Source organism: Paenibacillus sp. DRB1-1, from assembly GCF_052119485.1.
Taxonomy (GTDB): domain Bacteria; phylum Bacillota; class Bacilli; order Paenibacillales; family Paenibacillaceae; genus Paenibacillus; species Paenibacillus polymyxa_B.
Genome location: NZ_JBODQH010000001.1, coordinates 3,031,545 through 3,057,204, shown reverse-complemented (window position 1 = coordinate 3,057,204; position 25,660 = coordinate 3,031,545). Strand labels below are relative to the sequence as shown.

Here is a 25,660-nt window from a genome sequence, read left to right as displayed (position 1 = left end):
CCCTTCAGCCTTTGACCGCACCGGCTGCAATGCCAGAAACGATGTATTTTTGCATCACCAGAAAAAACACAACAACTGGCGTGATCCCCAACACCAGTGCTGGCAACGCCAAGTCCCATTGCTTGGTGTACTGACCAAACAACATATAGGTTGCAATCGGAATGGTGCGCAGCTCAGGATCATTCAAAATGAGCGAAGGCAATAGGTAGTCATTCCAGATCCATAAGGTATTCAAAATAAGTACAGTTACGAACATAGGCAGCAGCAGTGGACAAACGATGCGAAAGAACACCCCGTACCGGGATGAACCGTCCACCCTTGCTGCCTGCTCGATCTCAATAGGTACCGTTTTAATAAAGCCATGAAAAAGAAAAACGGATAAAGGCGCTCCAAAACCCAGATAACATAAGATCAGTCCTGGTATACTGTTGTTCAAGCTCAATACGTTGGACACTTCCATAAGCGGCAACATAATCGATTGAAAGGGAACTACCATCGCAGCCACAAGCAAACCGAATAGGAACCGATTAAAAAGAGTGTCATGCCGAACCATCTGGTAAGCGGCCATCGAGCTGATTAGAAGCAAAAGCGCATTACAGACGATCGTGACAATCAGTGAATTCCCCAGTGCTGTGGGAAAGTTTATTTTATTCCAGGCATTAGCATAGTTTTCAAAACGGAAGGTTGTCGGCCACGAAGCGGAATGGGCCAAAATGTCGCCAAAGGATTTAACGGAGTTTACGAGCAAAAAATAGAACGGAACCAGAAAGATTAACCCGATCACAATAAGCAATATTTCAGCAACCCATGTGCCCAAGCGATAGTTTGACGTTTTTCCCATTACATTTCGACCTCCTTTTTCTTCGTGAGACGCACCTGAATGCTGGTAATGATCGCAACGACCACAAAGAAAATCATAGCTTTGGCAGTCCCTAATCCAAGTCGATTATTTGTAAACGCTTCATTATATATGTCCAACGCTACAGACTCTGTCGACTTGAAAGGTCCCCCCTTCGTGAGAGCCAAATTCAACTCAAATACTTTAAAGGACCAGGATATCGCCAGGAACAAGCAGACAGTCACCGCTGGCATAATAAGTGGCACTACGATATGACGCAAAATCTGTCTTCGGCTCGCACCGTCGATTTGGGCCGATTCAATAAGGGCATGCGGGACATTATTTAACGAGGATATGTAAATAACCATGAGATAACCTGCATATTGCCACACAAACACTATGACAGTTCCCCAAAAAGCAGTTGGCCCATCACCCAGCCACGGCAGTTTAAAAAAGGAAAGCCCTGTTGCCTCCCCTACTGCAGAAAAGCCCCGTACAAATATAAATTGCCAAATAAAGCCGAGCAGCAAGCCGCCAATCATATTGGGCATAAAAAATACAGTTCGCAGTGCATTACGGGTACGCAACGGTTTGGTAAGTGCATAGGCTAGGAAAAAACCAATCAGGTTCGTCAGAATGACACCACATACGGTAAACCGGACCGTAAACCAGAACGCATTACGGAAATCTGGATCATCCCTAAAAATATGAACGTAATTCCCTAGCCCGAGCCATCGAATATTTTCAGATACTCCATCCCAGTTCGTCATGGAATAATACAACCCCAGCAGGAACGGAATGACCATAATCAAGACGAAAAACAACGCCATCGGTCCTACAAATACGATTTGCTGCAATAATTGCGCGGATTTTCTTTGACTCAATGCAATCACTCCTTTGTCGTAGATCATGAAGGAACGCGCGCCATAAACCCTTACTGTAATCGCTTATTACCCAAAAATGTAAGTTTCGAGTCGTTCGGAAGCAAAAAAAGGCTGTTCTCCTCCGGCTTAAGGAAGGAAAACAGCCTATAACATAAAGATTATGAATGTCGATGAATTAGTATTGAGTTCCTGGATAAATTGGGAACTTATCTGTCAACTCGCCAACCGCTTGGCTTGCTTTGGACAATACAGTATCATCTTTCGGGTTTTTAAGGGTTTCGGCAATGATTTTACCGATTTTGACCATAGCCTCTTCATCCATACCACGAGATGTTGCAGCAGGTGTACCAATACGAATTCCGCTTGTTACGAATGGACTGGTCGGGTCAAAAGGAATCGCGTTTTTATTGACTGTGATGCCCACGGAATCCAATACATGCTCCGCTTCTTTACCTGTGATATTCAAATTGCGCGTATCCAACAGCATCAGATGGTTATCCGTACCACCAGATACAATGTTAATCCCCTCAGCCAGCAGTGTTTCAGCCAGCACCTGTGCGTTGCGAACTACGTTTTGCGCATAGGTTTTGAACGATGGCTGGAGCGCTTCACCCAAAGCAACCGCTTTGGACGCGATCACATGCATCAGTGGCCCCCCTTGAGTACCAGGGAAAATAGCTTTATCAATCGCTTGCGCCCATGCTTTACGAGTCAGAATCAGACCCCCACGCGGACCACGTAGCGTTTTGTGTGTCGTTGTTGTTACAAATTGGGCATGCGGAACTGGACTTGGGTGAATTCCCGCTGCCACAAGACCTGCGATATGTGCCATATCCACCATGAACAAAGCACCTACATCATTGGCAATGGAAGCAAAAGCTTCAAAATCAATAGTACGCGGATATGCACTCGCGCCAGCTACAATCAGACGAGGGCGGTGCTTAAAGGCTGCCTTGCGCACTTCATCGTAGTCGATGCGGAAGTTGTCTTCGCGCACACCATAGGCAGCAAAGTTATACAACAAGCCGGAGGCGTTTACCGGACTTCCGTGTGTTAAATGACCACCATGCGCCAGATTCATACCCAGTACAGTATCTCCAGGTTTGAGAGCTGCCAGATACACCGCCATATTGGCTTGTGCTCCAGAGTGAGGCTGCACGTTAGCATGCTCGGCGCCGAACAGTTCTTTCGCGCGGTCACGTGCGATGTCTTCAACGATATCTACATGCTCACAGCCACCATAGTAGCGCTTGTTCGGATAACCTTCAGCATATTTATTCGTCAGCACGGAGCCCATGGCTTCCATTACTGCTTCACTGACAATGTTCTCGGATGCGATTAGCTCGATATTGTGGCGTTGCCGTTTCAGTTCAAGTCCCATTGCTTCCATCACTGCCGGGTCACTTTTACGCAGGTGTTCCATCATGATTGATTACTCCCTCTCCATAGTCAATTGTTGGGTATACAAGCAAACGCCTGCTCCTCTGTTGGGTACCTCATCATCAATGCAAAAAAGATTAGTACAAACATGCCGCCTTGCCAAATGCTAATCGCAGTTTCCGCCGACTTCTTGCTCCAGACTGTACACCGCCCGTTGTCCGCCAATAAGTGGAGGACGGGTGAACGCTGCTGTCACACGTGCTTCGCCAATCCAGCGAAGGCTTGGGCGAAACGGAACGGCAATGGGGCGCAGATGCATGCCAATCAGCGTTTCGCCGATGTCTATCCCGGCATGAGCCTGCACGTTCGCCGCCAAACACGCGTCGATCATAGAACGATAGGCGACGGTAGCCATAGAGCCTCCTGCTGTACGAACAGGAACAGCTGCAACCTCCATCAGTCCCCATCGCTCCAGCACAGCCCGTTCAACGACCAGCGCTCGATTCAAATGCTCACAGCATTGAAACGCCACATCAAAGCCATACTCCCTGCGAACGGACTCTACTCCAGACAACAGTTGCTGAGCCACATCGAGCGCTCCCGCCGTACCAATCCGACTTCCAGCCACTTCACTTGTGCTAACGCCAATAACCAGCAGGCGACCAGCCTTGAGACTGGCTGCTTCTGCGATTTCCCGCACGACAGAAGTGGTCTGTGCTTCCAGCGGAATCTCATGATCTAATTGTTCCACCATTGGAACCTCCTTTGGTTGAACAGCCTCTCAGAGACTAGGCACGGTCTCATGCCCCAAGTTCAACACACTCTCTCCTGATCACAATCTGACTATATTATAGCCGATGTTTCAGATTTCGAGCAGAAAAAATGGAAGAACCTTTAATGGAATCAACCCTCAGCTAAAAATCTGGCATAACTTGTATATGAAAAAAAGAGCAGTCCACACCTATGTGGAATTGCTCTTTTGCCCAGGCGACCGGCCGTATATCCGATGCTCCATCGTGGTTAATCCCACTTTTGTCGCCAGTCACATCGGATTCTCATTTTTCCACCTTATCTTAACGGATTAACCGCCGAAAATCAACAGATTCCGTACAAACAGATGAGTAATACCAATTTTATTCGGAAGAAGCCTTTAGCTTGTCCAGCAGCTTATGCAGCGCCGTACGGATTTCCGCAGCTGTGACATCGTAATCTTCCCGCGAACCGCCAAACGGATCAGAAATATCAAAGCCCGGAATCCGTTGGTGTAATTCAATCATTCGTTCACGCTCCTGCGCCGATAGCTCTTGTCCGAGTGAAGCCATCAACTGCTGTGAAGCATATAAACCGTCCAACTCCTGTACATCATTCAACACCGCATCCCGGTTCTCCACATATTCCTTAAGCGTAAATACTTTGCCCGCCGTTTGGGGAAAGCGCTGAATTACGTGCTGTTTATGTCCTTGCGTCAAGGTTAAGATCAGATGCGCCCACCCGGCAAGCTCGTCGCTCAAAGGGGTGGAAGTGATCTGGTCGGATATATCATGATCACGTAGAACCGCCTCTGCATGTCGGGATATCGGCGTGCCTTCCATCGCGGCTACTCCCGCAGAACGCACTTCCAGTTCTAGCCCATGCTCAGCAGCCAACTTACGCAGCATCCCTTCAGCCATTGGACTGCGACAGGTATTCCCTGTGCATACGAATAAGATATTCTTCAACGTTTTCACCCCCCGTATGTTAAAAAAATATATAAACAGAGGATTACTATAATTCTAATCCCTTACTATAATCCTGCATTTATTTTACACTGTCTACGCTAAAATCAAAACATAAACATAAAGCCGAATGCCAGCAAAATGGCACCGCCCACTGCTTCTCCATAATCTCCTAGATTGCGGCTGACCTTGCGACCCAGCAACAAGCCCAACATCGCCATTGCTCCCCCGCAAAAACCAAACGCCAGAACGGACAGCACCAGATCACTCTGGAACATACCCAGTGACACCCCTACAGAAAATGAGTCAACGCTCACCCCAAGTGCAAACAGCAAAAGGCCTAAAGGCGAACGATGATCCAACACCTGTACGCCGTCCCCTTTAAAGGAATTATACACCATATGCCCGCCCAAAAGGATGAGTAGACCCCCTGCGAAGTAGGCCGTCACATGACCTAATAAAGAACTCATATAATGGCCTGTGAACATTCCCAGCAATGGCATCAGAATGTGAAAAAAGCCAATAACAGTACTGATGCGCAGCACGTCTCGCAGGCGTATCCCCTTCATGCCGATCCCTACGCCCAGCGATAACGCATCCATTCCTAGCGCTACCGCCATGATCAGAATCGTTACAACCTGCCCGGCATGGGCAGAGGCTGCCAGCATACTCCATCCCTCCATTATCCGTCTGTTCTTGTACACGTTATGCGGACAAGGGGGAAATCAGTACAAGCATACACTGAAAGTACCCCATACCGAGACGAGGAAGGAGGAAAATTTAATATAAGAGGCTCTGATTCGACAGAAGCTACAAGCGGACGATTCGGTGACCTGCCGCTTTAAGCAGGCGGTTCATGACGGCGTCTCCCAATCCTTTCGGCGGACAGGATTCCGACAAAATGTAGGTGACGCCGTCCTCGTCGCAGCAGCGCAGCACGCCATACAGGCGCTGCGCTGCCTCATGGAGCGCTTCCAGCTTGCCTAGCGTGTAGACGCGCTCTCCGGCGTAGCCGGCGGCATGCTCGTCGAACGCGAGCACTGCCGTGCGCTCCCCGCGCGCGGAAGCCTCCGCCAGCGCGGCGCGAATCCAGCCCGTCACCTCAACGGACGACGGGCCTTGTACCACGCTCAAGCGGCCTCGCGGCGCGTAGTGCGTGTACTTCATGCCTGGCGAGCGCGGCGCCGGGCTGTCCGCGTCTTCCCCAGGCGTAGCGGCCAACGCCGGGTCCAGCACGACAGCGCGAGCAACCGCAGCGAGCTGCTCGGCCGTCACGCCGCCGGGACGCAGAATGGTGACGGTTCCGTCGTCACCCGCCTGCACCACCGTGGACTCCAGCCCCACCCCCGTGGGACCTCCGTCTAAAATGCCGCCGATGCGGCCCTCCAGATCCTCCCGCACATGCTGTGCAAGGGTGGGGCTGGGCCTTCCCGACCGGTTGGCGCTTGGCGCAGCCAGCGGACAACCCGCTTCAGCGATCAAACGAAGCGCTATCGGATGATCCGGCATGCGCACACCAACCGTGTCCAGTCCGGCTGTCACACGCGATGACAGTGCCTGCGGCACCACTGGCAATACGAGAGTCAACGGTCCCGGCCAGAACATATTCATCAGCGCTCGGGCTGTATCGTTTATTTCTGCTACCATACCCTCTAATTGATCAACATCAGAAATATGTACAATGAGCGGGTTATCGGAGGGGCGCCCTTTGGCAGTGAATACCGCCTCCACCGCTTTTGTACTACGAGCATCGGCCCCCAGGCCGTACACGGTCTCCGTAGGAAAGGCTACCGTCTCTCCAGCTTGGAGGAGTAAGGCGGCCTCGCGTATGCCCTTTTCCGCCGCGATCCGAGTCTGTTCATCCCAAATTTCATCAGAAACATCCCCGTCAGTGTTGCTCACAGGAACCAAACATCTTACATCCCACCATTGTGTATGGGAAGACTTCAATGCCTGCTTCAGCTCGCGAATTCCCTGTTCACCTAGCTTTTGCTCAGGTTTTTCCTTTTGCACAAATTCTCCACGCAAGTCTTGCATTTGATTCGATTTATCGCTCATTCAGATCATCCCATATCTTATTGTCATACAAGCCAGTTATTTCGTTTGATCCCCATAAAGCTACTTTGAAAGATCAGTTCATTTGGCTCTGCCATGTGTATATCTATCGTAAGTTCCATTATAGCATATGGGGAAACTTACACTCCTCAACGTTTAGGCAAACAAGCCACTCACCCAGCTACACAGTCCCGCAAGTGCATCCCACAGAAAAAAACGTACTTCCGGCTCCTTGTCAGCGGCATTCGTCCGACTTTCTCCGTGATCCGTTTTTGCTGATACCGTTTGTGCCGCTGCTTCCCCACTGCCTGCATCAATAAAGCACAGCGGAGGAAACAGCACGCACCACCAATTTTGCCCTTTTCCTTGCCCCAGCGTAACCCGAAGCGCTTCATAATTCCCTGCTGGGTAGACCAGACCACCGTACATTTTCGTTGGGAAAGGTACGCTCGCCAGTTCCACCTGATGATCATATGCAATGCCGCGACGAGCCAGTTCCGTACCTACCAAACGGTCAATTTCAGGTAAATGAGCACCAATCAATGATCTAGCTTGATCTAAGCTTTGCGGGTTTTCCAGCTCACCCACCCAGGCATTCATCTGCTGTACAATAGCGTCCCGTATTTCGCGTTTAACCAGCTGATCCTCCGGACGATCCGAGTTGGCCAAAATACGCAGTCGAATGGAGTCATGTGGAATCACATTCAGCCCTGTTGTAGCTACTCCTGATGCTAAGGTTCCTCTTGTTCCAGTGGTCATAGCAGCATCCGTCTTTTGACCTTCCCAAGACATCATTAATATCGAAATACAAAATAGTATCATTGCAGCTTGCTTGATCCAATTTCTCATCTTCGTCTCCCCCAAACCCAAACTCTATCATGTCTATCAGTCTGTCCGGTTTGGGAGAGTCTAAACCTATAATTCTTGTAAAAGATTCAGGAACACTTTACAGATTTTCTTCAATATACCCTTAAACCATGCTACACCAAGCTTCTGACCCTCACCGAGGAATATGAAAAAGCCCAGATTTCACAATCTGGACTCTCTCGTTGCACCGTTTCAACTCACACAAATACCAATCATTATCTAGCCACATTCCACCTATACTAGGCTTTTTTCGCCTTCGTCAAGCTTACTCTGGAAGGCTGTGGCAGATCATCCTCCAGCTCTTGACCGTGCACCTTAATACTCATAACCAAGCCGATACTAGCCATGTTAATAAGCAACGAGGTACCACCATAACTTATGAACGGGAGCGTAATCCCCGTAAGCGGCATAATGCCCAGAAACGCACCAATATTCTCAAAAATCTGATACAGCAACATAGACACAATCCCGACAATAATATACGGTCCGGCGCGATCCCGGCATTCCAGCGAAATCAAGATCATTCGGTGAATCAAGATAAAATATAGCAATAGCAGCACTGAAGAGCCTACAAACCCAAATTCCTCCGCTACGACCACAAAAATAGAATCCGCGTACGTATAAGGAACACGCCCGGACTGTACCGAGGTTCCTTGCAAAAAGCCCTTGCCCATCATCCCGCCAGAGGCTATCGCCAGCTTGGCATTTTTGGTATGATAAGACGCCTTCGCGGTTGCCTCTTCCGGTACCAACCAAGGGTCCAAACGCTCAACCCAGTGACTACGGCCAATCCCCTTCATAAAGGAGTCAATCTCATCGTGAAACGAAATATAAGCTTTAATCCCGCCGCCAACAGCGACTGCAAATACTATAAATCCGATCAACGCATGGGATGCCTTCACATTACCAATCCATAGCATACCGATGACGATGACAATGTAACCGAGCGCATTACCCAAGTCATTTTGTGCCATAACCATGGCAAACGGGACAAAGCTCACCAGAGCGACTGGAAGAACATCCTGAATAAAATACAGCTTGCTCTTGCGCTTTTTGATCAGCATATAAGTCAGAAAAATGATAAGGACCAGCTTGAATACCTCAGCAGGCTGAAGATTCAAGCCCCCAATTTTCAAAAAGCCCTGAGAGTTGTTAACCGTCCCGCCAAAAAATCCGAGACCCAACAAGAATATTCCGCCTCCATATACGTACAAGGCTTTTTTAATGAATATCCGAAAATCGACCATCGCTAAACCCAAGATCGCCACAAAACCCAATATATAATACCCGATCATCTTCTGGTAGTCATTGCCGTGCTCTGCCAAGTTCGTAGGGCCCCTACCTGCGCTGTATACCGTTATGATACTAATCGCCATGAGCAAAACCAGAATAAAGATAACCGGACCGTCAATTTTTTTCAATTTCTGAAGCATGATTTCCCCCTGAGCCGTTTCTCGGTCATACTCCTCTTATTCTAAAGGAAAGACTCGCAAAAAGAAAATGCAGCACTACTCCGAGACGCCTAGGACATGTCGTTCGATCCCTGCAAGGTCAGGAACGATAATAATATTCTTCCAATGACCTGCCTGTTCCAACAGGCCAGCCACGTCTCTGGCCTGTCCCATCCCCAGCTCAAACCCGATTAGCCGGGGCGGAGCCTGAAGGAGTCCGAGCTGCTCCAGCATTGCCCGATACGGGCCGAGCCCGTCAGGACCACCATCCAACGCCATCCGCGGCTCATGGTCGCGTACCTCTGGCTGTAAGCCAGCGATGTCAGCAGCCGGGATGTACGGCGGGTTGGACACGAGAATGTCCACCGCCGTTCCCGCGAACGGCGCCAGCAGATCGCCCTCGCGGAATTCTACGGCTGCGCCGTTCGCAGCAGCATTATGAGTCGCTACTTTTAACGCGGCAGCCGAAATATCCCCTGCCGCCACGCGCCAGTTCGGTCGCTCAGCCGCCAGCGTCACGGCAATCGCACCGCTGCCTGCGCCGATGTCGAGCGCCTGCGGAGCGCCGCTTGGCCACAGACGATCGCCGTGCTGGAGTATCGCCTCGACGAGCAGTTCTGTCTCGGGGCGCGGAATCAGCACCGACGGCGAAACCGCGAACGGGCGGCCATAAAATTCCTGCCGTCCGATAATATACTGCGCTGGTTCACCCGCAGCTTTGCGGGCTATAATCTGTTCCCACTCCTCCCTGACGGAGGAAGGGAACGAATCACCCAGAGCGGCGTAAAACGCCGTGCCTTCGAGCCCGAGTACATGCTCCAGCAGCAAACGGGCATTGTGCTGCGGCTCCAGAACGCCACAGCTTCCTAAAAAAGAAGAAGCCTCAACTAAGGCTTCTCTGACACTCATGTTCCGTTCCGGCGACATCCGATACACACAATCGCGTTCGTTCCCCAAAACTTAAACCTCTTGTTCCATCAAATCAGCCTGCTCTGCAATCGTGAGCGCCGATACGATTTCTTCGATCTCCCCGTTCATCACCTGGTCCAGCTTATGCATAGTTAGGCCAATACGATGATCCGTTACACGGCTTTGCGGGAAGTTGTAGGTCCGAATACGCTCACTGCGGTCTCCAGTACCCACTTTGCTCTTACGCTCGCCTGCATATTTGGCTTCCTCTTCCTGACGCAACATATCCGAAATACGGGCACGCAAAACTTGCAGCGCCTTCTCCTTATTGGAGTTCTGGGATTTGCCGTCCTGACAGGTTGCCATAATACCTGTTGGCATATGCGTTACACGCACAGCCGACTTGGTCGTATTAACGGACTGCCCGCCTGCACCGCTGGAACAGAACGTATCCACGCGAATATCCTTGTCGGAAATTTCAATATCCACTTCTTCTGCCTCAGGCATAACGGATACTGTAGATGTCGACGTATGAATACGTCCACCTGATTCCGTCGTAGGAATCCGCTGTACGCGGTGTGCGCCGCTTTCGAATTTCATTTTGCTGTATGCACCACGGCCGTTAATCATGAAAATAACCTCTTTAAAGCCCCCGAGATCATTCATGTTCGCGTCCATCAGCTCTACACGCCAGCCTTGGGTATCGGCATAACGAGTATACATCCGATACAAGTCAGCTGCGAACAGTGCCGCTTCGTCACCACCCGCTGCACCACGAATCTCAATAATAACGTTCTTGTCATCATTCGGGTCCTTCGGCAGCAGCAAAATACGGATTTTTTCATCCAGCTCCCGCTTGCGAACACTTAGTTCATCAATCTCCATTTTGACCATTTCACGCATCTCGTCGTCCAGCTTTTCACCCTGCATGGTTTTTGCAGCTTCCAGCTCTTCAACGACATTTTTATATTCGGTATATGCTTCATAAGCAGGCTGTAAATCAGACTGTTCTTTGGAATAATCTCTAAGTTTTTTGCTATCGTTCGCTACATCCGGATCGCAGAGCAGTTCGCTCAGTTTATCGTAGCGGTCCGCCAATGATTGCAATCGGTCCAACAAGCGATTCACCTCTTCAGTTAAATTAATATGAAACCAGCTTCAATTTCACTGGCTACAGCTCTTTATTATACCAACTAATTCATGAATTAGCTACAAGAAATACTGACTAATTTAGGATTTTGCAAAAATCCACACAACATGCAATAAAATAAAAAAAGTCGCCGCCCTAATATAGGCAGCGACCACGTAATCTAGCACATTTCAGAACACACATACATTGAGTTATCGTCTTTTATATATCCGAATCGAGCATTGTGCTCTGGAAATTATTTATTAAACATTAAAACGGAAATGCATAACGTCTCCGTCCTGCACCACATATTCCTTACCTTCCAGACGAAGCTGACCACGTTCCTTAGCCCCGTTCATCGAACCAGCAGCGACCAAATCGTTGTAGGATACAACCTCGGCACGAATAAATCCGCGTTCAAAATCCGTATGAATTACGCCCGCAGCACCCGGTGCTTTCGTTCCTTTGTGAATAGTCCATGCACGTACTTCCTGCACACCTGCTGTGAAATACGTATACAGGCCCAGCAAGCGATAAGCTGCTTTAATCAGACGGTTCAATCCGGATTCAGCTAATCCCAGCTCCTCAAGGAACATCGCCTTGTCTTCGCCTTCCAGCTCAGCAATTTCAGATTCTACCTTGGCGCTGATCGGCACCACTTCTGCATTTTCATCTATGGCAAAATCGCGTACTTTTTGCACATATGGATTGCTGTCAGCTTCCGTTACGCCATCTTCGCTGACATTAGCTGCGTACAATACAGGCTTCATCGTAAGCAAATGAAGATCGCGTACAATCAACCGTTCTTCATCCGACAATTCTAAGCTACGCGCCGGTTTATCAGCATACAGCGATTCCTTGATCCGCTCCAGCACTTCAACCTCTTGGGTGTACTGCTTGTTGCCACCCTTCATGTTTTTGCGGGAACGTTCAATACGCTTGTCTACGCTTTCGATATCCGCCAGAATCAGTTCCAGATTAATGGTCTGAATGTCGCTGATCGGGTCAATTTTGCCGTCCACATGGGTAATGTTCTCATCTTCAAAGCAACGTACCACATGTACAATCGCATCCACTTCACGAATATGAGCCAGAAACTTGTTACCTAGACCCTCGCCCTTGCTCGCACCGCGCACAAGTCCTGCAATATCAACAAATTCAAATGCCGTTGGCACCGTTTTATTCGGTACAACCAGTTCAGTCAGCTTATCCAGCCGCTCGTCCGGTACTTCAACGACACCCACATTCGGGTCAATCGTACAAAATGGATAGTTTGCGGATTCCGCACCCGCCTGCGTTATTGCGTTAAACAGTGTTGATTTGCCCACGTTCGGCAGACCCACAATCCCCGCTTTTAAAGCCATAATCAGAACAACTCCCGTTTATATAAAATATGCGTTATGCCATCCGTTAGTTTACCAACCCACATTATATATGAGAACCTATACACGCGGCAAGCATACGGTTATGAAATTCAGGATTTTGCTACATCCCTATTTAGATTTCTTTGCTCATCTGGATATCCGTAACCCGATAGCCCGATTTGCGATATACATGCAAAGCTCGCTCATTATGCCCAAATACATGCAAACCGATGCGAACAGCTCCCAGTCGGCGAGCCTCTTGTTCCAGAGCCCCCATCGCCATCGTGCCAAGGCCCCTTCCCTGATATGAATCGTAGACAAGAATATCCAGTAGAAAAGCTTCTTTTCCTTGCGCGCCATCCGTAATATTGAACCAGATATAGCCAGCTTCCTCCTGACTCTGCCCCCCGGCATCGGAAAACATCAACATATACAGGTGAGCATGAGGTGTGTCTAGTCTCTGTGGCAGGTATCGAGCAAAACTTTCTGCCGCACGTTCTGGTGCTTCTTCTACCGTCCATGTACCTGCTTGGATTTTCTCATCCGCATAGTCAGCAAGCGAGCGTTGTTCAAATCGATCATATTGCTCCGCATTCATCGGAACCAATGTAATAAGTCCGCTCATCCGTTTACCTTCTTTCTTAGTCGAGTCGTATCTTTAAGCCCTTCTATTCCATCTACCCCAATCCCAAACATGACCGTTCGGAGTTCCAGCTCCACCTGCTCTAGGCGTGCTTCCAGCGCTTCGCTGGAGGCAACCGCCGAACCGAGCAAAGAACGCCCGAAGCCTGCCATGTCAGCCCCCAGAGCGAGCGCCTTAGCTGCATCGACACCGTCTCTCAGTCCACCGCTACCGATCAGAGCACCATGTGGCTGAGCAGCTCTAACTTCCACGATACAATCAGAGGTCGAATTGCCCCAATCCGCAAACGCCTCCGCCGCGGCACGACGCACAGGATCAGGATTACGAAATTTCTCCACTTGGCTCCAGCTTGTCCCACCTGCGCCAGCGACATCAATAAAGGCAGCACCCGCATCATACAGTCTCGATGCCGTCTCGCCATCTATGCCCCAGCCTACTTCCTTCACTCCTACAGGCACTGAAAGCTGACGACACAACTCCTCGATGCGCTGAAGCAGGCCACTAAAATCCAAATTCCCTTCGGGTTGAAAAATCTCCTGCAATCCGTTCAAATGCAGCACCAACATATCTGCTCCAGCAATCTCCACTGCACGGCGACAATCGTCCACGCCAAATCCGTAGTTCAGTTGCACCGCACCCAGATTGGCAAGGATCGGGATACTGGGTGCCAGACGGCGAACCGCAAAGGTTGAAGCTAATTCTTCCCTTTCCACCGCAGCCCGTACCGAACCGACGCCCAATGCCCAGCCGCGTCTCTCCGCTGTCTCTGCTAACCGCTCATTAATCGCTCCTGTCTCGGCGCTGCCGCCTGTCATGGAGCTAATAAGCAGTGGTGTTCGTACAGCCTGTCCTAAAAAAGTAGTATCCAGACGAACCTCGTCAAAATGCACCTCCGGCAGAGCGCAGTGCTTAAAGACATATCGCTCCAGCCCGCTGGTGATGCCTTGTCCGGCCACATCTTCTTGCAAACAAAGGCGGACGTGCTCAATCTTCCGTTCGCCTGTCCTCGCAGCAGGCAACAAAGAGCCGGATTTATTTAAACCGTCAGGTGCTCCTTTTTCATTTTCTGTACTACTCATCTATGTTCCACCTCATCCAAAGTCACTCTGTTTAATGTATCAAGTTCAAGAAGCACAAATAAGACCGTTCCCGAACACGGTAACCGATCTATGTATCGTCTCTTATATCAAATATCGTAGCCCTTAAAGTGGCTATTTTAAGATACTTTCATTGTATCATGGATGGAAAAATATATACACGATCGTGAACATTTTTTCTTACCCATAGGTCATGTTCAAAATTCGCAATAAACCAGTTATTTCGGAAACTCTACAGAAAAGCCGCTCTTAATTGAGCTGCCGCTTTTCTGCAAAATGCCTACTCGAAAGGACGATCCCTATCCCAGCAAGATAAAGGCCATTTACAATCTCCTCTATCCCTTCATCGAATCAGGTACAGATGAAATGCTTTCTGCTTGCTCCTTCGTACGCCCATGTCCAAATTTGAATACGAGAATACCACCGATAATGACCAATACTCCGATCAACTTGTTAAAGGTAAACGGAATCTTTTCTAATCCCAGCCATCCTAACGAATCCCACAACAGGGCGGTCCCTAATTGTGCCGTCAATACAATGGAGATCGCATAGGTCGGGCCAAGTCGCTTCATTCCTTGCACCAGACAGAACACAACACCGACACCAATCATGCCACTGAACCAGTACCACGGCTGCATATGCTGTAAAGCAAATGTATTTTTCCCTTCAAAAATAAGACTCCCGAGCAAGGAAGCCAAGAACCCTGTACCCAGCACCAATGTTGTTGTGGCCCACGATCCTGTCCGTTCATTCACCTTATTATTGAATATCGTTTGCAGACTGACCAAGGCACCTGCGATAATCGCCAATACAATTCCTAATAACATATTTTAACTCTCCCTTGATGATCCCTGATATTCTTCTGCCTTTATCCTAAATGCTCCTATTACAATGATTCATAAATATTATGTCCTGCCAGTTCACTCAAACCTTTTCTGTCCCGAATGACAATGTAGCCTTTTGTCCGTTCAACCCATCCATCTTCAATCATTTTGCGAATGACACGGTTGAGATGTCTATAGCTGGTTCCGATCAAATTCGCCACATCTACCAGACTAGATGCACGTAATTCCTCATGAAAAGCCGTATTCGATTCGTCAAAAGAAACCGATAGCAGGTAGCTCGCCAGCCTGACTTCCACCGGATACATGAGATTGAAACTGGAAAAGTCGGAGTCCAGGCAAAACTTTCGCGTGACAATATCCAATAGAAATTGCAGCAAAGGAGCATAGTCTCTGCCGTATTTATTCATCCATTGGTGGTGAATACCGATCACATAGATCGGAGACACTGCCTCTACTGTGTTGATAACGTGACTACTCCGAATATATTCAACATCTCCAATGACCTCGATCGGTGTTTTGAAGCAAAGGATCAGGGTTTTCCCTTCTGTAGAACTGGTATAAATCTTGACCTTGCCCTGCACCAGTATATATAGATGTTCGATGGAGTCCCCCTGTGAACAGAGCCTTTCCCCTTGCTCCAAACGATGCAACGACAAATAAGGATGTAGTGGCTCGTAGAGTATGGATTCCAACTCATGCAGCTGCAAAAAATATTTTAGCTGCTCTTGATCCTGAATTTCTCTCATTCCTAAGCTCACCTTCAATTTCTACATACTAAGCTTTCTTTACAAATTAAAATTCTATTTTAGAGCTTCAGAATAATCACACCCGCGATCATCATACCAATACCTATAAATTGTGGCAGCTTCATCTTTTGCTTCACTATACCGAACCATCCCTTAATATCTACCAGGAAGGTTAAACACAACTGCGCAATCAACAACGCCGAGATCGTGAACGTAACCCCAATATGTTGGATTGCCGTGACTTCACTAAATATAATAATTGCTGCAAAGGCACCGCCCCAAAGATACATTGGCTTTACCTGTTTCATTTCAGCTACATTGCCATCCCTTGTAAACATCCAGACTAATGCTGCCAAAATAAAGCCTATTAGCTGAGTTACAGTGGCCGCCGGCCATGTACCGATATCCTGACTAATCCGTGTATTCGCTACCCCCTGTAGCGTAATACACGCTCCTCCCAGAAAAGCAAACAAGATTCCTCTCATAAATCGTTATTCTCCCCATGTAAATGACTTTTCTATATATTAAAGTATAGGGCAGACTGTCTATAAAGGACATATGTCCTCAATGAATAGTAAAACATCCTCCATTTCATTCCATTCAGCATCCGCGTCAATCCTGCACACTTGCGTTAATAACTTGACAGTATCGCATCATAAAACTGCATGTTCCGGAACGATAAAATGGAATGCAGCATCCAATTGAGGAGTTGATTGTCATATGACTACACGTGATCCACTGCATTCTGTGCCGGAATATCGAAGAAGAACCAAGAAAAAGGGTCGGGCTTTTAAAATCGCTATTCTGGTACTTATTCTCTGGCTGATTACCGTCATGCTGTATCAGACCCATAAACCATTGCCTCCGTTCGTCTCCTATGAAAGTCAGGAATATTCAACCCATGAGGTAAACTTCTGGACGGATTTAACCTATCCCACCGGGGATGGAAGCACTGCAAAGCATGAAGGACAAATTTTGAATCGTATGCTCGGGATCATTGACGAAGCCCAACAATTTATTGTCATCGACCTGTTTCTGTTCAATGACTACAAGCATAAAGGTCAACGCTTCCCCCAAGTCAGCGCACAAATGACCGATCATCTTATTGCCAAAAAGAAAGCTCATCCAGATATGCCTATCTTTTTCATTACAGATGAAGTCAATACCAACTACAATTCTGCCCCCAATCCTTTGTTGGAGAATATGAAGCGAGCAGGGATTCAAGTCGTGCAGACCGATGTAGACCCGTTGCGGGACTCCACACCCATCTATTCGGCGGTGTGGCGTACCTTTCTCCAATGGTTCGGGCAGCAGGGCACAGGCTGGATTCCCAACCTGATGGCCAGTGACGGACCTGATGTTACGGCTCGCTCCTATCTTAAGCTGTTAAACGTCAAGGCCAATCACCGAAAATTGGTTGCCAACGAACAGACAGCGCTCATTTCTACAGGCAACGTGCACGACGCAAGCGCTTATCACTCCAATGTAGCGCTGGAGGTGAAGGGGCCTATCATCGGAGACATTTTACAAACGGAGCAAGCGGTGTTGGACTTTTCGGGCGGTGGGCAGCTTCCTGCCTATACACCACAGGCCGAACCCAAAGTTCCATCGAGTAAGGACAGCTATCGGATCAAATATCTAACTGAGGGCAAGGTGTACACCTCGGTTCTGGATGGCATCGGACAGACGAAGAAAGGTGACAGCATTCATATGGGCATGTTTTATTTGGCTGACCGCAAAGTATTGAATAGTCTGCTGGATGCCTCTGCGCGCGGTGTAAATATCCAACTGCTGCTGGACCCCAATGAAAACGCGTTTGGTCAGGAAAAAATCGGCATTCCCAATCGTCCGGTTGCCCAAGAGTTGTCCGATAAATCGGGCGGAAACATTCAAATTCGCTGGTATCATACCACTCATGAGCAGTTCCATACCAAACTGATTTATATCGCCAAGGCGCAAGGAGAGCATATCATTTGGGGTGGCTCTACTAATCTGACCCCTCGTAATCTGGATGATTTGAATCTGGAGAATGAATTGTGGGTGGCCGCTCCGGCGGACAGCAAGCTGACCCGACAGGTTGCGGCCTATTTTGATAAGCTATGGAATAATCAGGGGGCTGAATACAGTTTGGATCTAGCAGCTTACGAGGATCATTCAACATTTTGGAAAGATATTATATATCGTCTACAGGATATTCTAGGCTTTACTACATTTTAACTACGGAATACTACTGTAGCGAATTCGTTTATGTTACAGCAGCGGTGAAAGCAGCCGCGCGAGCGATTCCATCAAACGTTTGAACAGACGTTTTTTCATGAATTCTTCGCGTACGATCAGACTGGCAGAGTGCAAATCTCGTTCGTAGTCTGTTACCATCTGCTGCACACTGTGCGTTTGAATTAACAGAGCGTTAACTTCAAAATTCAAATGAAAGCTACGCATATCCATATTGGCTGTCCCGATGGTTGCAACTTCCCCGTCAATGATGAGGAGCTTGGAGTGGAGGAACCCTTTTTCATATTCATATACCTTAACTCCAACCTCCAGCAACGACTGGAAGTACGAATGAGACGCGAGAAACGGTAGCCATTTATCCGGTTTTGCGGGAAATAGAATACGCACGTCCAACCCGGACAGAGCAGCCATCCGTAAAGCAGTCAGGATATCTTCATCCGGGATAAAATAAGGAGTGGCAATCCAGACTGATTTTCGGGCGGACGTAATCATGGAGAAAAACAGATTTTTGAGCACTCTCCGCTCATTATCCGGGCCACTGGCAATAATCTGCACGCCTCCGTCCGTAATTGGTTCAATATCAGGAGACAGATATTCGCTATCGAGCACCGACTCACCCGTCATGTGAAGCCAATCCTGTAAAAATATAAGCTGCAACGTCCGCACAGCTTCGCCCTTCACAATCATATGCGTATCACGCCAAAAGCCGTAGGCTTTGTTGCGACTGAGGTACTCGTCTCCCACATTTAGGCCGCCGATTAATCCGATATTACCGTCGATGACTACAATTTTACGGTGATTACGATAGTTTACCCGGCTGGAGAAGAACAAGATCCGAGCGCCGCCGTACGCAACAACCTCTACTCCTGCATCTCTCATTTCCTTCAAAAATGACTTCGATAACTGAATACTGCCCACCGCATCGTACATAAACCGAACCTTAATACCCGCTTTGGCCTTTTCGATCAAAATTTTCTGAATGCTGGTACCGATATCATCCGACCGGAAAATGTAATATTCCATATGGATATGATGCTGCGCCTTGCGCAGTTCTTCCAGCAAAGTGGAGAAGGTTTCATCTCCATTGTTCAGAATTTGAGTTTCTGTCGCAAAATAAATCGGGGAGCGGGCCAGTCTGCGTGCCAAACGCATCAACTGCTGCTGCTCATCTGTAAAGCAGGTTAGATCCCGTTTGACTCGCAAAGCATCCTTTTCAATGCGGTCGTACGCCTGTTGGTCACGCAATGCCTTTTTATCATACTTGCGACGCTTGAATACATTTTGCCCAAACAAAAAATAAAGAGGAAGTCCAACGACTGGCAGCAATGCCAGCAGCAAAATCCAGGACATCGTGGTGGAGGGATTACGATTCTCCGAAAAAATAATCAGACTGATGGAGATCACTGTCAGGGTGGAAAAAATACTGATGACAGTTCCTTCATTTTTGCCGATGTAATTAAACAAGCCAAAATAATAAATAATAAACACCATAGCCGCGATCAATACGGCCAGTAAGCTTCGCCTCATAACTAACCTCACTTCCAGTGGACTGCATTTGACAGGTATTCTTCATTATATTGTACATGAGCCCCTTATTTCTTCCCACTTTTTTATTAAATTGTTGATAAAAAAAATCCAAAGAAAAGCTTTATACAAAACGCAATGATGCTGGGTTGACACTTATTTTTTTTCGTGCAAGAATAAACTAACGAACGTTAGGTAGGTGAAAATAATGGGGATGGAAGAGATTCGAAAGGCCGCTCTTTTTCAATTTGCCACCAATGGGTATGAGGGAGCCTCCTTGAGCAGTATTGCCACTGAGGTCGGTATCCGAAAACCGTCTATATACGCGCATTTCCAAGGCAAGGAGGATCTGTTTTTACAGGTAGCGAGGTATGCTTTTCAAGAGCAGAATTTACGTATTTTTGAATACTTTTCAGAACGCAGGGATCAGCCGCTGCAGCATACACTGCATGACTTCTTGTTTTGGATGGGACAGGAATATGAGAGCAACAACTCAGCCAAGTTTATGCTTCGCTTTTCCTTCTTTCCGCCTGTATCGTTGTATAACGAGATGCTGGATATTGTTAATCCTTTTCTGGACAAAATGGAGCGAAAATTAACTCGCCGCCTCCGGAATACACGGGATCAGGAACCCTTTGGGCATATGGAGCCAGTGGATGTGGCTTTAGCCTTCATGACACTGGTAGACGGAATCATGGTGGAGCTACTGTACAGTGGAAGCATCAACTACCACCGAAGACTAAACGCTGCATGGCCTATTTTTTGGCGTGGGATTACGTTAACCTCACCTCATGAAGCGTGAAGCTGGCGAACTTATAAAATCTATTTTTGAGGAGAACTTTCATCATGAATCGCAGTTGGATTTACGTTTTTGTTGGCGGCCTGATTGAGGTCGTATGGGTATCGGGTTTGAAGCATGCGGATTCTGCACTCGCCTGGGCTGTAACCGTGCTGGCTGTGGTAGCCAGCTTTTATCTGATCATGAAGGCTGCGAAACGACTTCCTGTAGGCACGGTGTATGCTGTATTTACCGGACTGGGGACAGGGGGAACAGTCGTAGGCGAAATGCTGCTATTTGGGGAACCGTTTCAATGGTCCAAAACGCTGTTAATTGCCCTTTTACTGGCAGGTGTGGTCGGCTTGAAGTTAGTTACCGACCGTGATGTTCAGGAAGGGAGTGGTGCATAATGGCTTGGATTGCATTGGTTATCGCGGGATGCTCGGAAGTGTTAGGAGTCATCGGTATGAAGGGAGTTACAGTGGGCAAAGGCTGGAAGTCCTTAGTGCTTATGGTCTTATCCTTTGTTCTTAGCTTCTCTCTACTCAGCTATGCCATGAAAAGTTTGCCTATGGGAACTTCCTATGCGGTATGGACAGGCATCGGAACGGTTGGCAGCACGATTACAGGCATGTTCTTGTACGGTGAACAAAAAAGCGTACTGCGTGTTTTATTCATCGCCATGATTCTTGCCGCAGCATTGGGATTAAAGCTGATATCTTAGCATGAGCGAATAGCATCAAATGTTGCAAATTGCTGATCTTAAAGGAGTGATGCCTTGTGATTACCACCGTAACGCTTAACGCGGCTGTGGATAAAATCTACACGGTTGCAGGCTTCGGTTTGAATGCCGTCCACCGCATTAAAGGCGCCCTGACGGTACCGGGCGGCAAGGGCGTGAATGCCGCTCGCGTCATTCGCACGCTCGGCGAGCCTGTACGAGCGACCGGGTTTGCTGCCGGACACACCGGACGGCTGCTCATTGACGGGTTGAGCGCAGAAGGCGTAAGCGCCGATTTCATTGAAACGGCACATGGGGAGACCCGTCTCGCCATTACCGTGCTCGACCCGTCCGCACGCACGCAGACCGAGCTGATTGAGAGCGGACCGACCGTTGGGCCGCTTGAATTAGCCGCACTGCGGCGCAAAATCGAGACCCTTGCCGAGGATTCGGCTTGGGTCGTATTCTCCGGCAGCCTGCCACCCGGCTGCCCGCCCGATCTGTACGCCGAGCTGTGCACGCTGGCGAAGGCGCGCGGCGCGCGGGTGGCGCTCGACGCGAGCGGTGAGGCGCTGCGCTTGGGGCTGCGCGGAAAGCCCGACCTCGTGAAGCCTAACGAGGACGAGGCCGCCCACTTCGCGGGAATCGACGCAGCGCGCCCGGATGCCGCTGAAGCGGCGGCAGCAAAGCTGCTGGAAGCCGGAGCGCAGCTGGCCGTCATCTCGCTCGGCGCGCGCGGGGCGCTGGCGGTAACGAGCGATGCGCGCTACCGCGTGAGCCTGCCAGACGCGGACATTGTCAGCGCGCTCGGCAGCGGTGACGCCATGGTCGCCGGGCTGGTCACCGGCGCGGCGACGGGGCTGGATCTCCCTGCCATGCTACGGCAGGGAGCGGCCTGCGGCACAGCGGCAGCTCTGCACGCCATGGCTGGGAAGATCGAGCTCCAGGACGTGAAGCGTCTGGAGCAAGGCATTACGGTGACGCTGTTGTAATTCAGCGTCACTTTTTTTTTATTTCATCCAAGCATTCGCTTATCTTTATTTCACAAATACAGTTATTCCGAATGCTCTATATTCCAAATGTTCGGTTCTCCGATTGGCTTACAGCAAAACCCTGTTCTCCAGTATATTTTTCATACAAATATGCGACTTCGAAGGACCCAGCTTGACTAGTGAATCCTGAAGCTCTGCAATTTCCTCTACCGACGCGGTTTGTACCTTAATGAGATAATTAAATTCCCCACTAATGCGAAATAAATCGGTGACTTCCTTCGCCTCTCTACAAAATTCAACCAGCTCTTGGCAATGTTCTGTCTTTATTAGAATAAATGTAGTCGTCCCTCGATTCATTTCCCGTAAATTAAATACGGTACTATATCCGGAAATAATCCCTCGTTCTTCAAGCTTGGTTATCCTTTCTTTAACAGACGGCTGTGACATCGAGATTTCTTTACTGATTTGGGAAATAGTTATCCGAGCGTCATGCTGTAGCAATTTCATGATTTTGTGATCTATATCGTCTATGTGATGCTGCATATCGAGCCTCCTGACCTGAATTTTAAAAAATAATATTTTTCATCCCAATTAACTTTTATTTAATAATTAATATAGTATAAAAACCTTACTTTAAATATATAAGCACCACATAAATATTCATATAATAAGGTTTACTTACATGAGGATTTTGCAAAAATCTCATAAGCGACTTCCAATGAACGATATATAGATCGAAATGGTTTAGTTCGTCTATATATTGCACTTCGGAGCGACTAGAATCGAATTTTGCAAAATCCTGAATCAAAAGGAGGATTTGAAATGAGCGTAAAGGGACTAGCGCATGTTGCCATACAAGCCCGTGACTATCAAGCGACCATTGCATTTTATACCAAGGTATTGGGATTTAAAAGAGGACATCACTGGAGTCTTCCGTCTTTTCGAATTCAAGAGGCTTCCATGCTGATCTCACCCGATCAGAGAACCTGTCTCGAAATTTTTGATAATGATGCTGTCATTCCTGCCCAAGGAAAAAAAGCTTCATCCGAGCAAGATATTGCTCACGGGGCTTTATTACACTTGGCATTTTACGTGGACAATGTAGATGAAATATATCAAAAAGCCCTTGCCCACGGAGCAAGAACCTTTGTGGAACCCAATCAGCTTACACTTGGCGAACCTCCTCTGGTTGTAACAAATGCATTAGTCCACAGCCCTAATGGTGAGGTTATCGAATTTATCAAGGATGTTGATTTTGATATGTCCCTATCGAGCAAAAAGTAATCCTCGCAGCTATTAAAAAGATCCACTTCCCGGTGAAGTAGGATCTTTTTATATTCCATACAGCTCTGTCGTTATCTCTATGGAAGAATTAAACTGTTCCTAAAAAATGTCCGATATATTGATTATCGCTTATTTAAAGGAGTAGATTATCATCTCCATTGATTTCAATGTGTATTGGTTTCATTTTAGCTCCGATCTGCTGATGCCATTGTTCAGCTTGATTGGACTGCTACTCATCTATTTTGGATTCAGAACGATCCGTCGTCATCGTTATCGTAAACGCCACTGGGTCCGTACCAAGGGGCAGATCGTTGATGCGCATATCGAAGTAGATATTGATGTCGTTCCCTTTGACCGAGATGATCCGGTAGATACTAGCTACACCCGCCGATTAAAGGTGCGCTTCTATACAGCTTCAGGTGAAGCCGTAGAATTCTGGAATCCTTATAGCACCAACCTAAGCCTCAACCGGGTTGGCAGCAAGATTAAGGTATTATACAATCCATCCAACCCTCTGGACGCCCGAATTGCAGGCGGTGTAAATGGTGCTGGATGTCTGGCCTTTATGCTGTTTTTGATCGGTGTTCCCTTTGCTTTGAGCGGGGTATTCGCTGTTTTGAAGTTTTTCCTCTAACCAGGCTTGGATCACATACTGGTAATAAAATTTATCGCCATATACATTGCCAGGCCTAAAATAATCAGTGCCGATATTTTGTTGAGCACAGTCCCAAACTTCCCTTCTGAATCCATACGTCCCACGAGACGCCCCGCCGTTGCCAGACCGATAAACCATATCCAAGATACGGACACGGCAGCCAGACCAAAGGCCCAGCGTTCCCCGCCGTCATATTGAAGGGAGCTGGTTCCAATTACACCAACAGTGTCGAGTATGGCATGTGGATTCAATAGCGATACCGAAGCGGCAAAAATCATCTGTCGTTTCGGGCGCATCGCCTGACTTTCTCCTGAGGAAGCTGCCTTCGACCTCCATAGAGTCCAGGCCATATACAGCAGAAACAAACAGCCCGCTGCATAGAGTACGTTCGTGAGCCATAGAAATTGCTGCAAAATAAGAGATACGCCCCCAACCGCAAGCGTGATCAGGATTGTATCACAGATACCCGCTGTAATGACAGCAGGCAGTGCATTGCGAAACCGCGACTGGGACGCCCCTTGATTAAACACAAATACATTCTGTACCCCCAAAGGCAAAATCAAACCCAGCGCTAATAAAACAGCATGGATAATAGCTTCCAACATGTTATGTACTCCCCTCAAAACCATTACACTTCTTCTCTCTCATCTTCCGTTATTTCCTTTCGTTCTTGATGTAGTTATCGTTCTGGGTTTTCCAGGTTCTGTGCACGTTCGGTACGTTTTTGTATATGCTCCAATTGCTCCACTGTAGTCTGATAATCTTGCGGGTAGTTCATATTAAATACAGCTTGCCGCCACATCTCTAAGCTCGCACCTGGCCAATCGCCCGCTGTCTCATAACGAACGTTCAATGAATCTAGCCAGTCGATCAGACGAAGACGTCCACTACGCAGACATTGCTCGGCAGACGGCAACACACTTTGATGGTATGTGCCTAGCAGCGGATGTATACGTCCATCCACAGAGGCAATCACTGCCTGTAATGCTGGTTCTGCTGGCTGGGGCGATGAGCCTTTTCCTGTCAAGGGTGCATGATCCCCCTGTACTTGTTGTTTTCCTTGTTCACTACTTGTCTCTTGCGCCGCTGTCCAGTTCGTTGCGTGAGTAAGCAAAGCACACAATATCTCTGGCTGCACGAAGGGCATATCGCAGGCAACGACAATGCCCCACTCCGTTCTGGAAGCAGAAAGTCCCGCATGAATACCGCTCAAAGGCCCTAAGCCGGGATACAGGTCTTTTGTCGTTTCCAGATCAAGCTCCCTATACTGCTGCGTATCCCGAGTCACTACAATAACCCGTTTTGCTACCTGCCCCAACACAGCGGCTATTCTCTCCAGTACCGTAACACCTCCCAGCTGAAGTAGCGCCTTGTCCTGTCCCATTCTGCTAGAGCGCCCACCTGCCACGATAATTCCAGTCACCTCCACCATCACCATCGCACCTCCTTTTGCTAGACAAATTCTATCATTAAACACGGATAAATCTAATAATATCATCTATATAAAGTATAAAAAATGGCGATCCACCTGGATCGCCAAAAAAGAGG

28 protein-coding genes and 1 riboswitch are annotated in these 25,660 nt (G+C 48.2%); of the genes, 7 read left to right on the top strand and 21 right to left on the bottom strand.

Translation table 11 applies throughout. The annotated features are described in order from the left end of the window. Window positions 1-4 precede the first annotated feature (4 nt). The 17 genes from ACQW03_RS13595 to ACQW03_RS13515 all read right to left on the bottom strand — a co-directional run bounded on the left by ACQW03_RS13595 (window position 5) and on the right by ACQW03_RS13515 (window position 16,408). Window positions 5-841 carry a carbohydrate ABC transporter permease gene (locus ACQW03_RS13595; RefSeq protein ID WP_220030336.1) on the bottom strand — a complete coding sequence of 279 codons (837 nt, stop codon included), beginning with the start codon at window positions 839-841 and terminating at the stop codon, window positions 5-7. Then, complete coding sequence (locus ACQW03_RS13590; RefSeq protein ID WP_372238714.1) at window positions 841-1,749, bottom strand: carbohydrate ABC transporter permease; 909 nt, start codon at window positions 1,747-1,749, stop codon at window positions 841-843. Before ACQW03_RS13590 ends, ACQW03_RS13595 begins: the two co-directional genes overlap by 1 nt. Window positions 1,750-1,897: 148 nt before the next feature. Then, window positions 1,898-3,148 carry a serine hydroxymethyltransferase gene (gene glyA / locus ACQW03_RS13585; RefSeq protein ID WP_013312336.1) on the bottom strand — a complete coding sequence of 417 codons (1,251 nt, stop codon included), beginning with the start codon at window positions 3,146-3,148 and terminating at the stop codon, window positions 1,898-1,900. A 120-nt stretch (window positions 3,149-3,268) separates the two neighbouring features. Next, a complete protein-coding gene (locus ACQW03_RS13580) occupies window positions 3,269-3,856 on the bottom strand; it encodes a TIGR01440 family protein (RefSeq protein WP_076294024.1) in 588 nt (195 codons plus the stop codon). Window positions 3,857-4,076: 220 nt separating this feature from the next. Beyond that, a riboswitch (ZMP/ZTP riboswitch) is annotated at window positions 4,077-4,158 on the bottom strand. 77 nt (window positions 4,159-4,235) lie between these two features. Next, window positions 4,236-4,820 (bottom strand): low molecular weight protein arginine phosphatase, encoded by a 585-nt coding sequence (locus ACQW03_RS13575; RefSeq protein ID WP_076294023.1) that lies wholly within the window; start codon window positions 4,818-4,820, stop codon window positions 4,236-4,238. Between the two features lie 104 nt (window positions 4,821-4,924). Beyond that, entirely contained in the window at window positions 4,925-5,485 is a 561-nt protein-coding gene (locus ACQW03_RS13570; protein WP_023990719.1) for a manganese efflux pump MntP, read from the bottom strand. A gap of 142 nt (window positions 5,486-5,627) precedes the next feature. Then, complete coding sequence (locus ACQW03_RS13565; RefSeq protein ID WP_441950153.1) at window positions 5,628-6,875, bottom strand: L-threonylcarbamoyladenylate synthase; 1,248 nt, start codon at window positions 6,873-6,875, stop codon at window positions 5,628-5,630. 153 nt (window positions 6,876-7,028) lie between these two features. Beyond that, window positions 7,029-7,721 carry a stage II sporulation protein R gene (spoIIR, locus tag ACQW03_RS13560; RefSeq protein ID WP_039271565.1) on the bottom strand — a complete coding sequence of 231 codons (693 nt, stop codon included), beginning with the start codon at window positions 7,719-7,721 and terminating at the stop codon, window positions 7,029-7,031. A gap of 257 nt (window positions 7,722-7,978) precedes the next feature. Next, window positions 7,979-9,172 carry an FtsW/RodA/SpoVE family cell cycle protein gene (locus ACQW03_RS13555; protein WP_071643366.1) on the bottom strand — a complete coding sequence of 398 codons (1,194 nt, stop codon included), beginning with the start codon at window positions 9,170-9,172 and terminating at the stop codon, window positions 7,979-7,981. A 75-nt stretch (window positions 9,173-9,247) separates the two neighbouring features. Continuing rightward, a complete protein-coding gene (gene prmC / locus ACQW03_RS13550; protein WP_441950150.1) occupies window positions 9,248-10,147 on the bottom strand; it encodes a peptide chain release factor N(5)-glutamine methyltransferase in 900 nt (299 codons plus the stop codon). Between the two features lie 3 nt (window positions 10,148-10,150). Beyond that, a complete protein-coding gene (prfA, locus tag ACQW03_RS13545; RefSeq protein WP_023990723.1) occupies window positions 10,151-11,218 on the bottom strand; it encodes a peptide chain release factor 1 in 1,068 nt (355 codons plus the stop codon). A 273-nt stretch (window positions 11,219-11,491) separates the two neighbouring features. Then, entirely contained in the window at window positions 11,492-12,592 is a 1,101-nt protein-coding gene (gene ychF / locus ACQW03_RS13540; RefSeq protein ID WP_023990724.1) for a redox-regulated ATPase YchF, read from the bottom strand. 133 nt (window positions 12,593-12,725) lie between these two features. After that, window positions 12,726-13,217 (bottom strand): GNAT family N-acetyltransferase, encoded by a 492-nt coding sequence (locus ACQW03_RS13535; RefSeq protein ID WP_071643370.1) that lies wholly within the window; start codon window positions 13,215-13,217, stop codon window positions 12,726-12,728. After that, a complete protein-coding gene (gene fni / locus ACQW03_RS13530; protein ID WP_441950147.1) occupies window positions 13,214-14,314 on the bottom strand; it encodes a type 2 isopentenyl-diphosphate Delta-isomerase in 1,101 nt (366 codons plus the stop codon). The genes ACQW03_RS13535 and fni overlap by 4 nt, the downstream gene beginning before the upstream one ends. Before the next feature lie 353 nt (window positions 14,315-14,667). After that, window positions 14,668-15,159 (bottom strand): DMT family transporter, encoded by a 492-nt coding sequence (locus ACQW03_RS13525; protein WP_023990727.1) that lies wholly within the window; start codon window positions 15,157-15,159, stop codon window positions 14,668-14,670. Window positions 15,160-15,218: 59 nt separating this feature from the next. Further along, complete coding sequence (locus ACQW03_RS13520; RefSeq protein WP_053326275.1) at window positions 15,219-15,923, bottom strand: Crp/Fnr family transcriptional regulator; 705 nt, start codon at window positions 15,921-15,923, stop codon at window positions 15,219-15,221. A 59-nt stretch (window positions 15,924-15,982) separates the two neighbouring features. Next, the gene (locus tag ACQW03_RS13515) at window positions 15,983-16,408 is read right to left on the bottom strand and encodes a DMT family transporter (protein WP_023990729.1); all 426 of its coding nucleotides are present in this window, start codon (window positions 16,406-16,408) and stop codon (window positions 15,983-15,985) included. Window positions 16,409-16,643: 235 nt separating this feature from the next. Here ACQW03_RS13515 and ACQW03_RS13510 point away from each other — a divergent pair, with 235 nt between their 5' ends. Then, window positions 16,644-18,140, top strand: a complete 1,497-nt coding sequence (locus ACQW03_RS13510) for a phospholipase D family protein (protein WP_441950143.1) — start codon at window positions 16,644-16,646, stop codon at window positions 18,138-18,140. Between the two features lie 33 nt (window positions 18,141-18,173). On the opposite strand, the gene cls is transcribed toward ACQW03_RS13510, so the two are convergent. Then, complete coding sequence (gene cls / locus ACQW03_RS13505) at window positions 18,174-19,685, bottom strand: cardiolipin synthase (protein ID WP_220030343.1); 1,512 nt, start codon at window positions 19,683-19,685, stop codon at window positions 18,174-18,176. A 205-nt stretch (window positions 19,686-19,890) separates the two neighbouring features. On the opposite strand from cls, the gene ACQW03_RS13500 reads away from it, so the two are divergent. Genes ACQW03_RS13500 through ACQW03_RS13485 form a run of 4 tightly spaced genes read left to right on the top strand, consistent with a single transcriptional unit; the run spans window position 19,891 to window position 22,173 of the window. After that, window positions 19,891-20,484, top strand: coding sequence for a TetR/AcrR family transcriptional regulator (locus tag ACQW03_RS13500; protein WP_441950141.1), 594 nt, complete (start codon window positions 19,891-19,893; stop codon window positions 20,482-20,484). 44 nt (window positions 20,485-20,528) lie between these two features. Then, window positions 20,529-20,870, top strand: a complete 342-nt coding sequence (locus tag ACQW03_RS13495) for a DMT family transporter (RefSeq protein WP_023990733.1) — start codon at window positions 20,529-20,531, stop codon at window positions 20,868-20,870. Further along, window positions 20,870-21,184 (top strand): DMT family transporter, encoded by a 315-nt coding sequence (locus ACQW03_RS13490; RefSeq protein WP_013312355.1) that lies wholly within the window; start codon window positions 20,870-20,872, stop codon window positions 21,182-21,184. The genes ACQW03_RS13495 and ACQW03_RS13490 overlap by 1 nt, the downstream gene beginning before the upstream one ends. A gap of 56 nt (window positions 21,185-21,240) precedes the next feature. Continuing rightward, complete coding sequence (locus ACQW03_RS13485) at window positions 21,241-22,173, top strand: 1-phosphofructokinase family hexose kinase (protein ID WP_071643381.1); 933 nt, start codon at window positions 21,241-21,243, stop codon at window positions 22,171-22,173. Between the two features lie 108 nt (window positions 22,174-22,281). Here ACQW03_RS13485 and ACQW03_RS13480 read toward each other — a convergent pair whose 3' ends face one another. Then, a complete protein-coding gene (locus ACQW03_RS13480; RefSeq protein ID WP_053326278.1) occupies window positions 22,282-22,716 on the bottom strand; it encodes an Lrp/AsnC family transcriptional regulator in 435 nt (144 codons plus the stop codon). A 279-nt stretch (window positions 22,717-22,995) separates the two neighbouring features. Here ACQW03_RS13480 and ACQW03_RS13475 point away from each other — a divergent pair, with 279 nt between their 5' ends. Together ACQW03_RS13475 and ACQW03_RS13470 are read left to right on the top strand one after the other, a co-directional pair. Next, window positions 22,996-23,457 (top strand): VOC family protein, encoded by a 462-nt coding sequence (locus tag ACQW03_RS13475; protein ID WP_071643383.1) that lies wholly within the window; start codon window positions 22,996-22,998, stop codon window positions 23,455-23,457. Between the two features lie 169 nt (window positions 23,458-23,626). After that, window positions 23,627-24,091 carry a DUF3592 domain-containing protein gene (locus tag ACQW03_RS13470; protein ID WP_071643385.1) on the top strand — a complete coding sequence of 155 codons (465 nt, stop codon included), beginning with the start codon at window positions 23,627-23,629 and terminating at the stop codon, window positions 24,089-24,091. Window positions 24,092-24,102: 11 nt separating this feature from the next. Here ACQW03_RS13470 and ACQW03_RS13465 read toward each other — a convergent pair whose 3' ends face one another. Together ACQW03_RS13465 and mobA are read right to left on the bottom strand one after the other, a co-directional pair. After that, window positions 24,103-24,717, bottom strand: a complete 615-nt coding sequence (locus ACQW03_RS13465) for a LysE/ArgO family amino acid transporter (RefSeq protein WP_023990738.1) — start codon at window positions 24,715-24,717, stop codon at window positions 24,103-24,105. 74 nt (window positions 24,718-24,791) lie between these two features. After that, entirely contained in the window at window positions 24,792-25,544 is a 753-nt protein-coding gene (gene mobA / locus ACQW03_RS13460; RefSeq protein WP_441952396.1) for a molybdenum cofactor guanylyltransferase, read from the bottom strand. Window positions 25,545-25,660 lie beyond the last annotated feature (116 nt).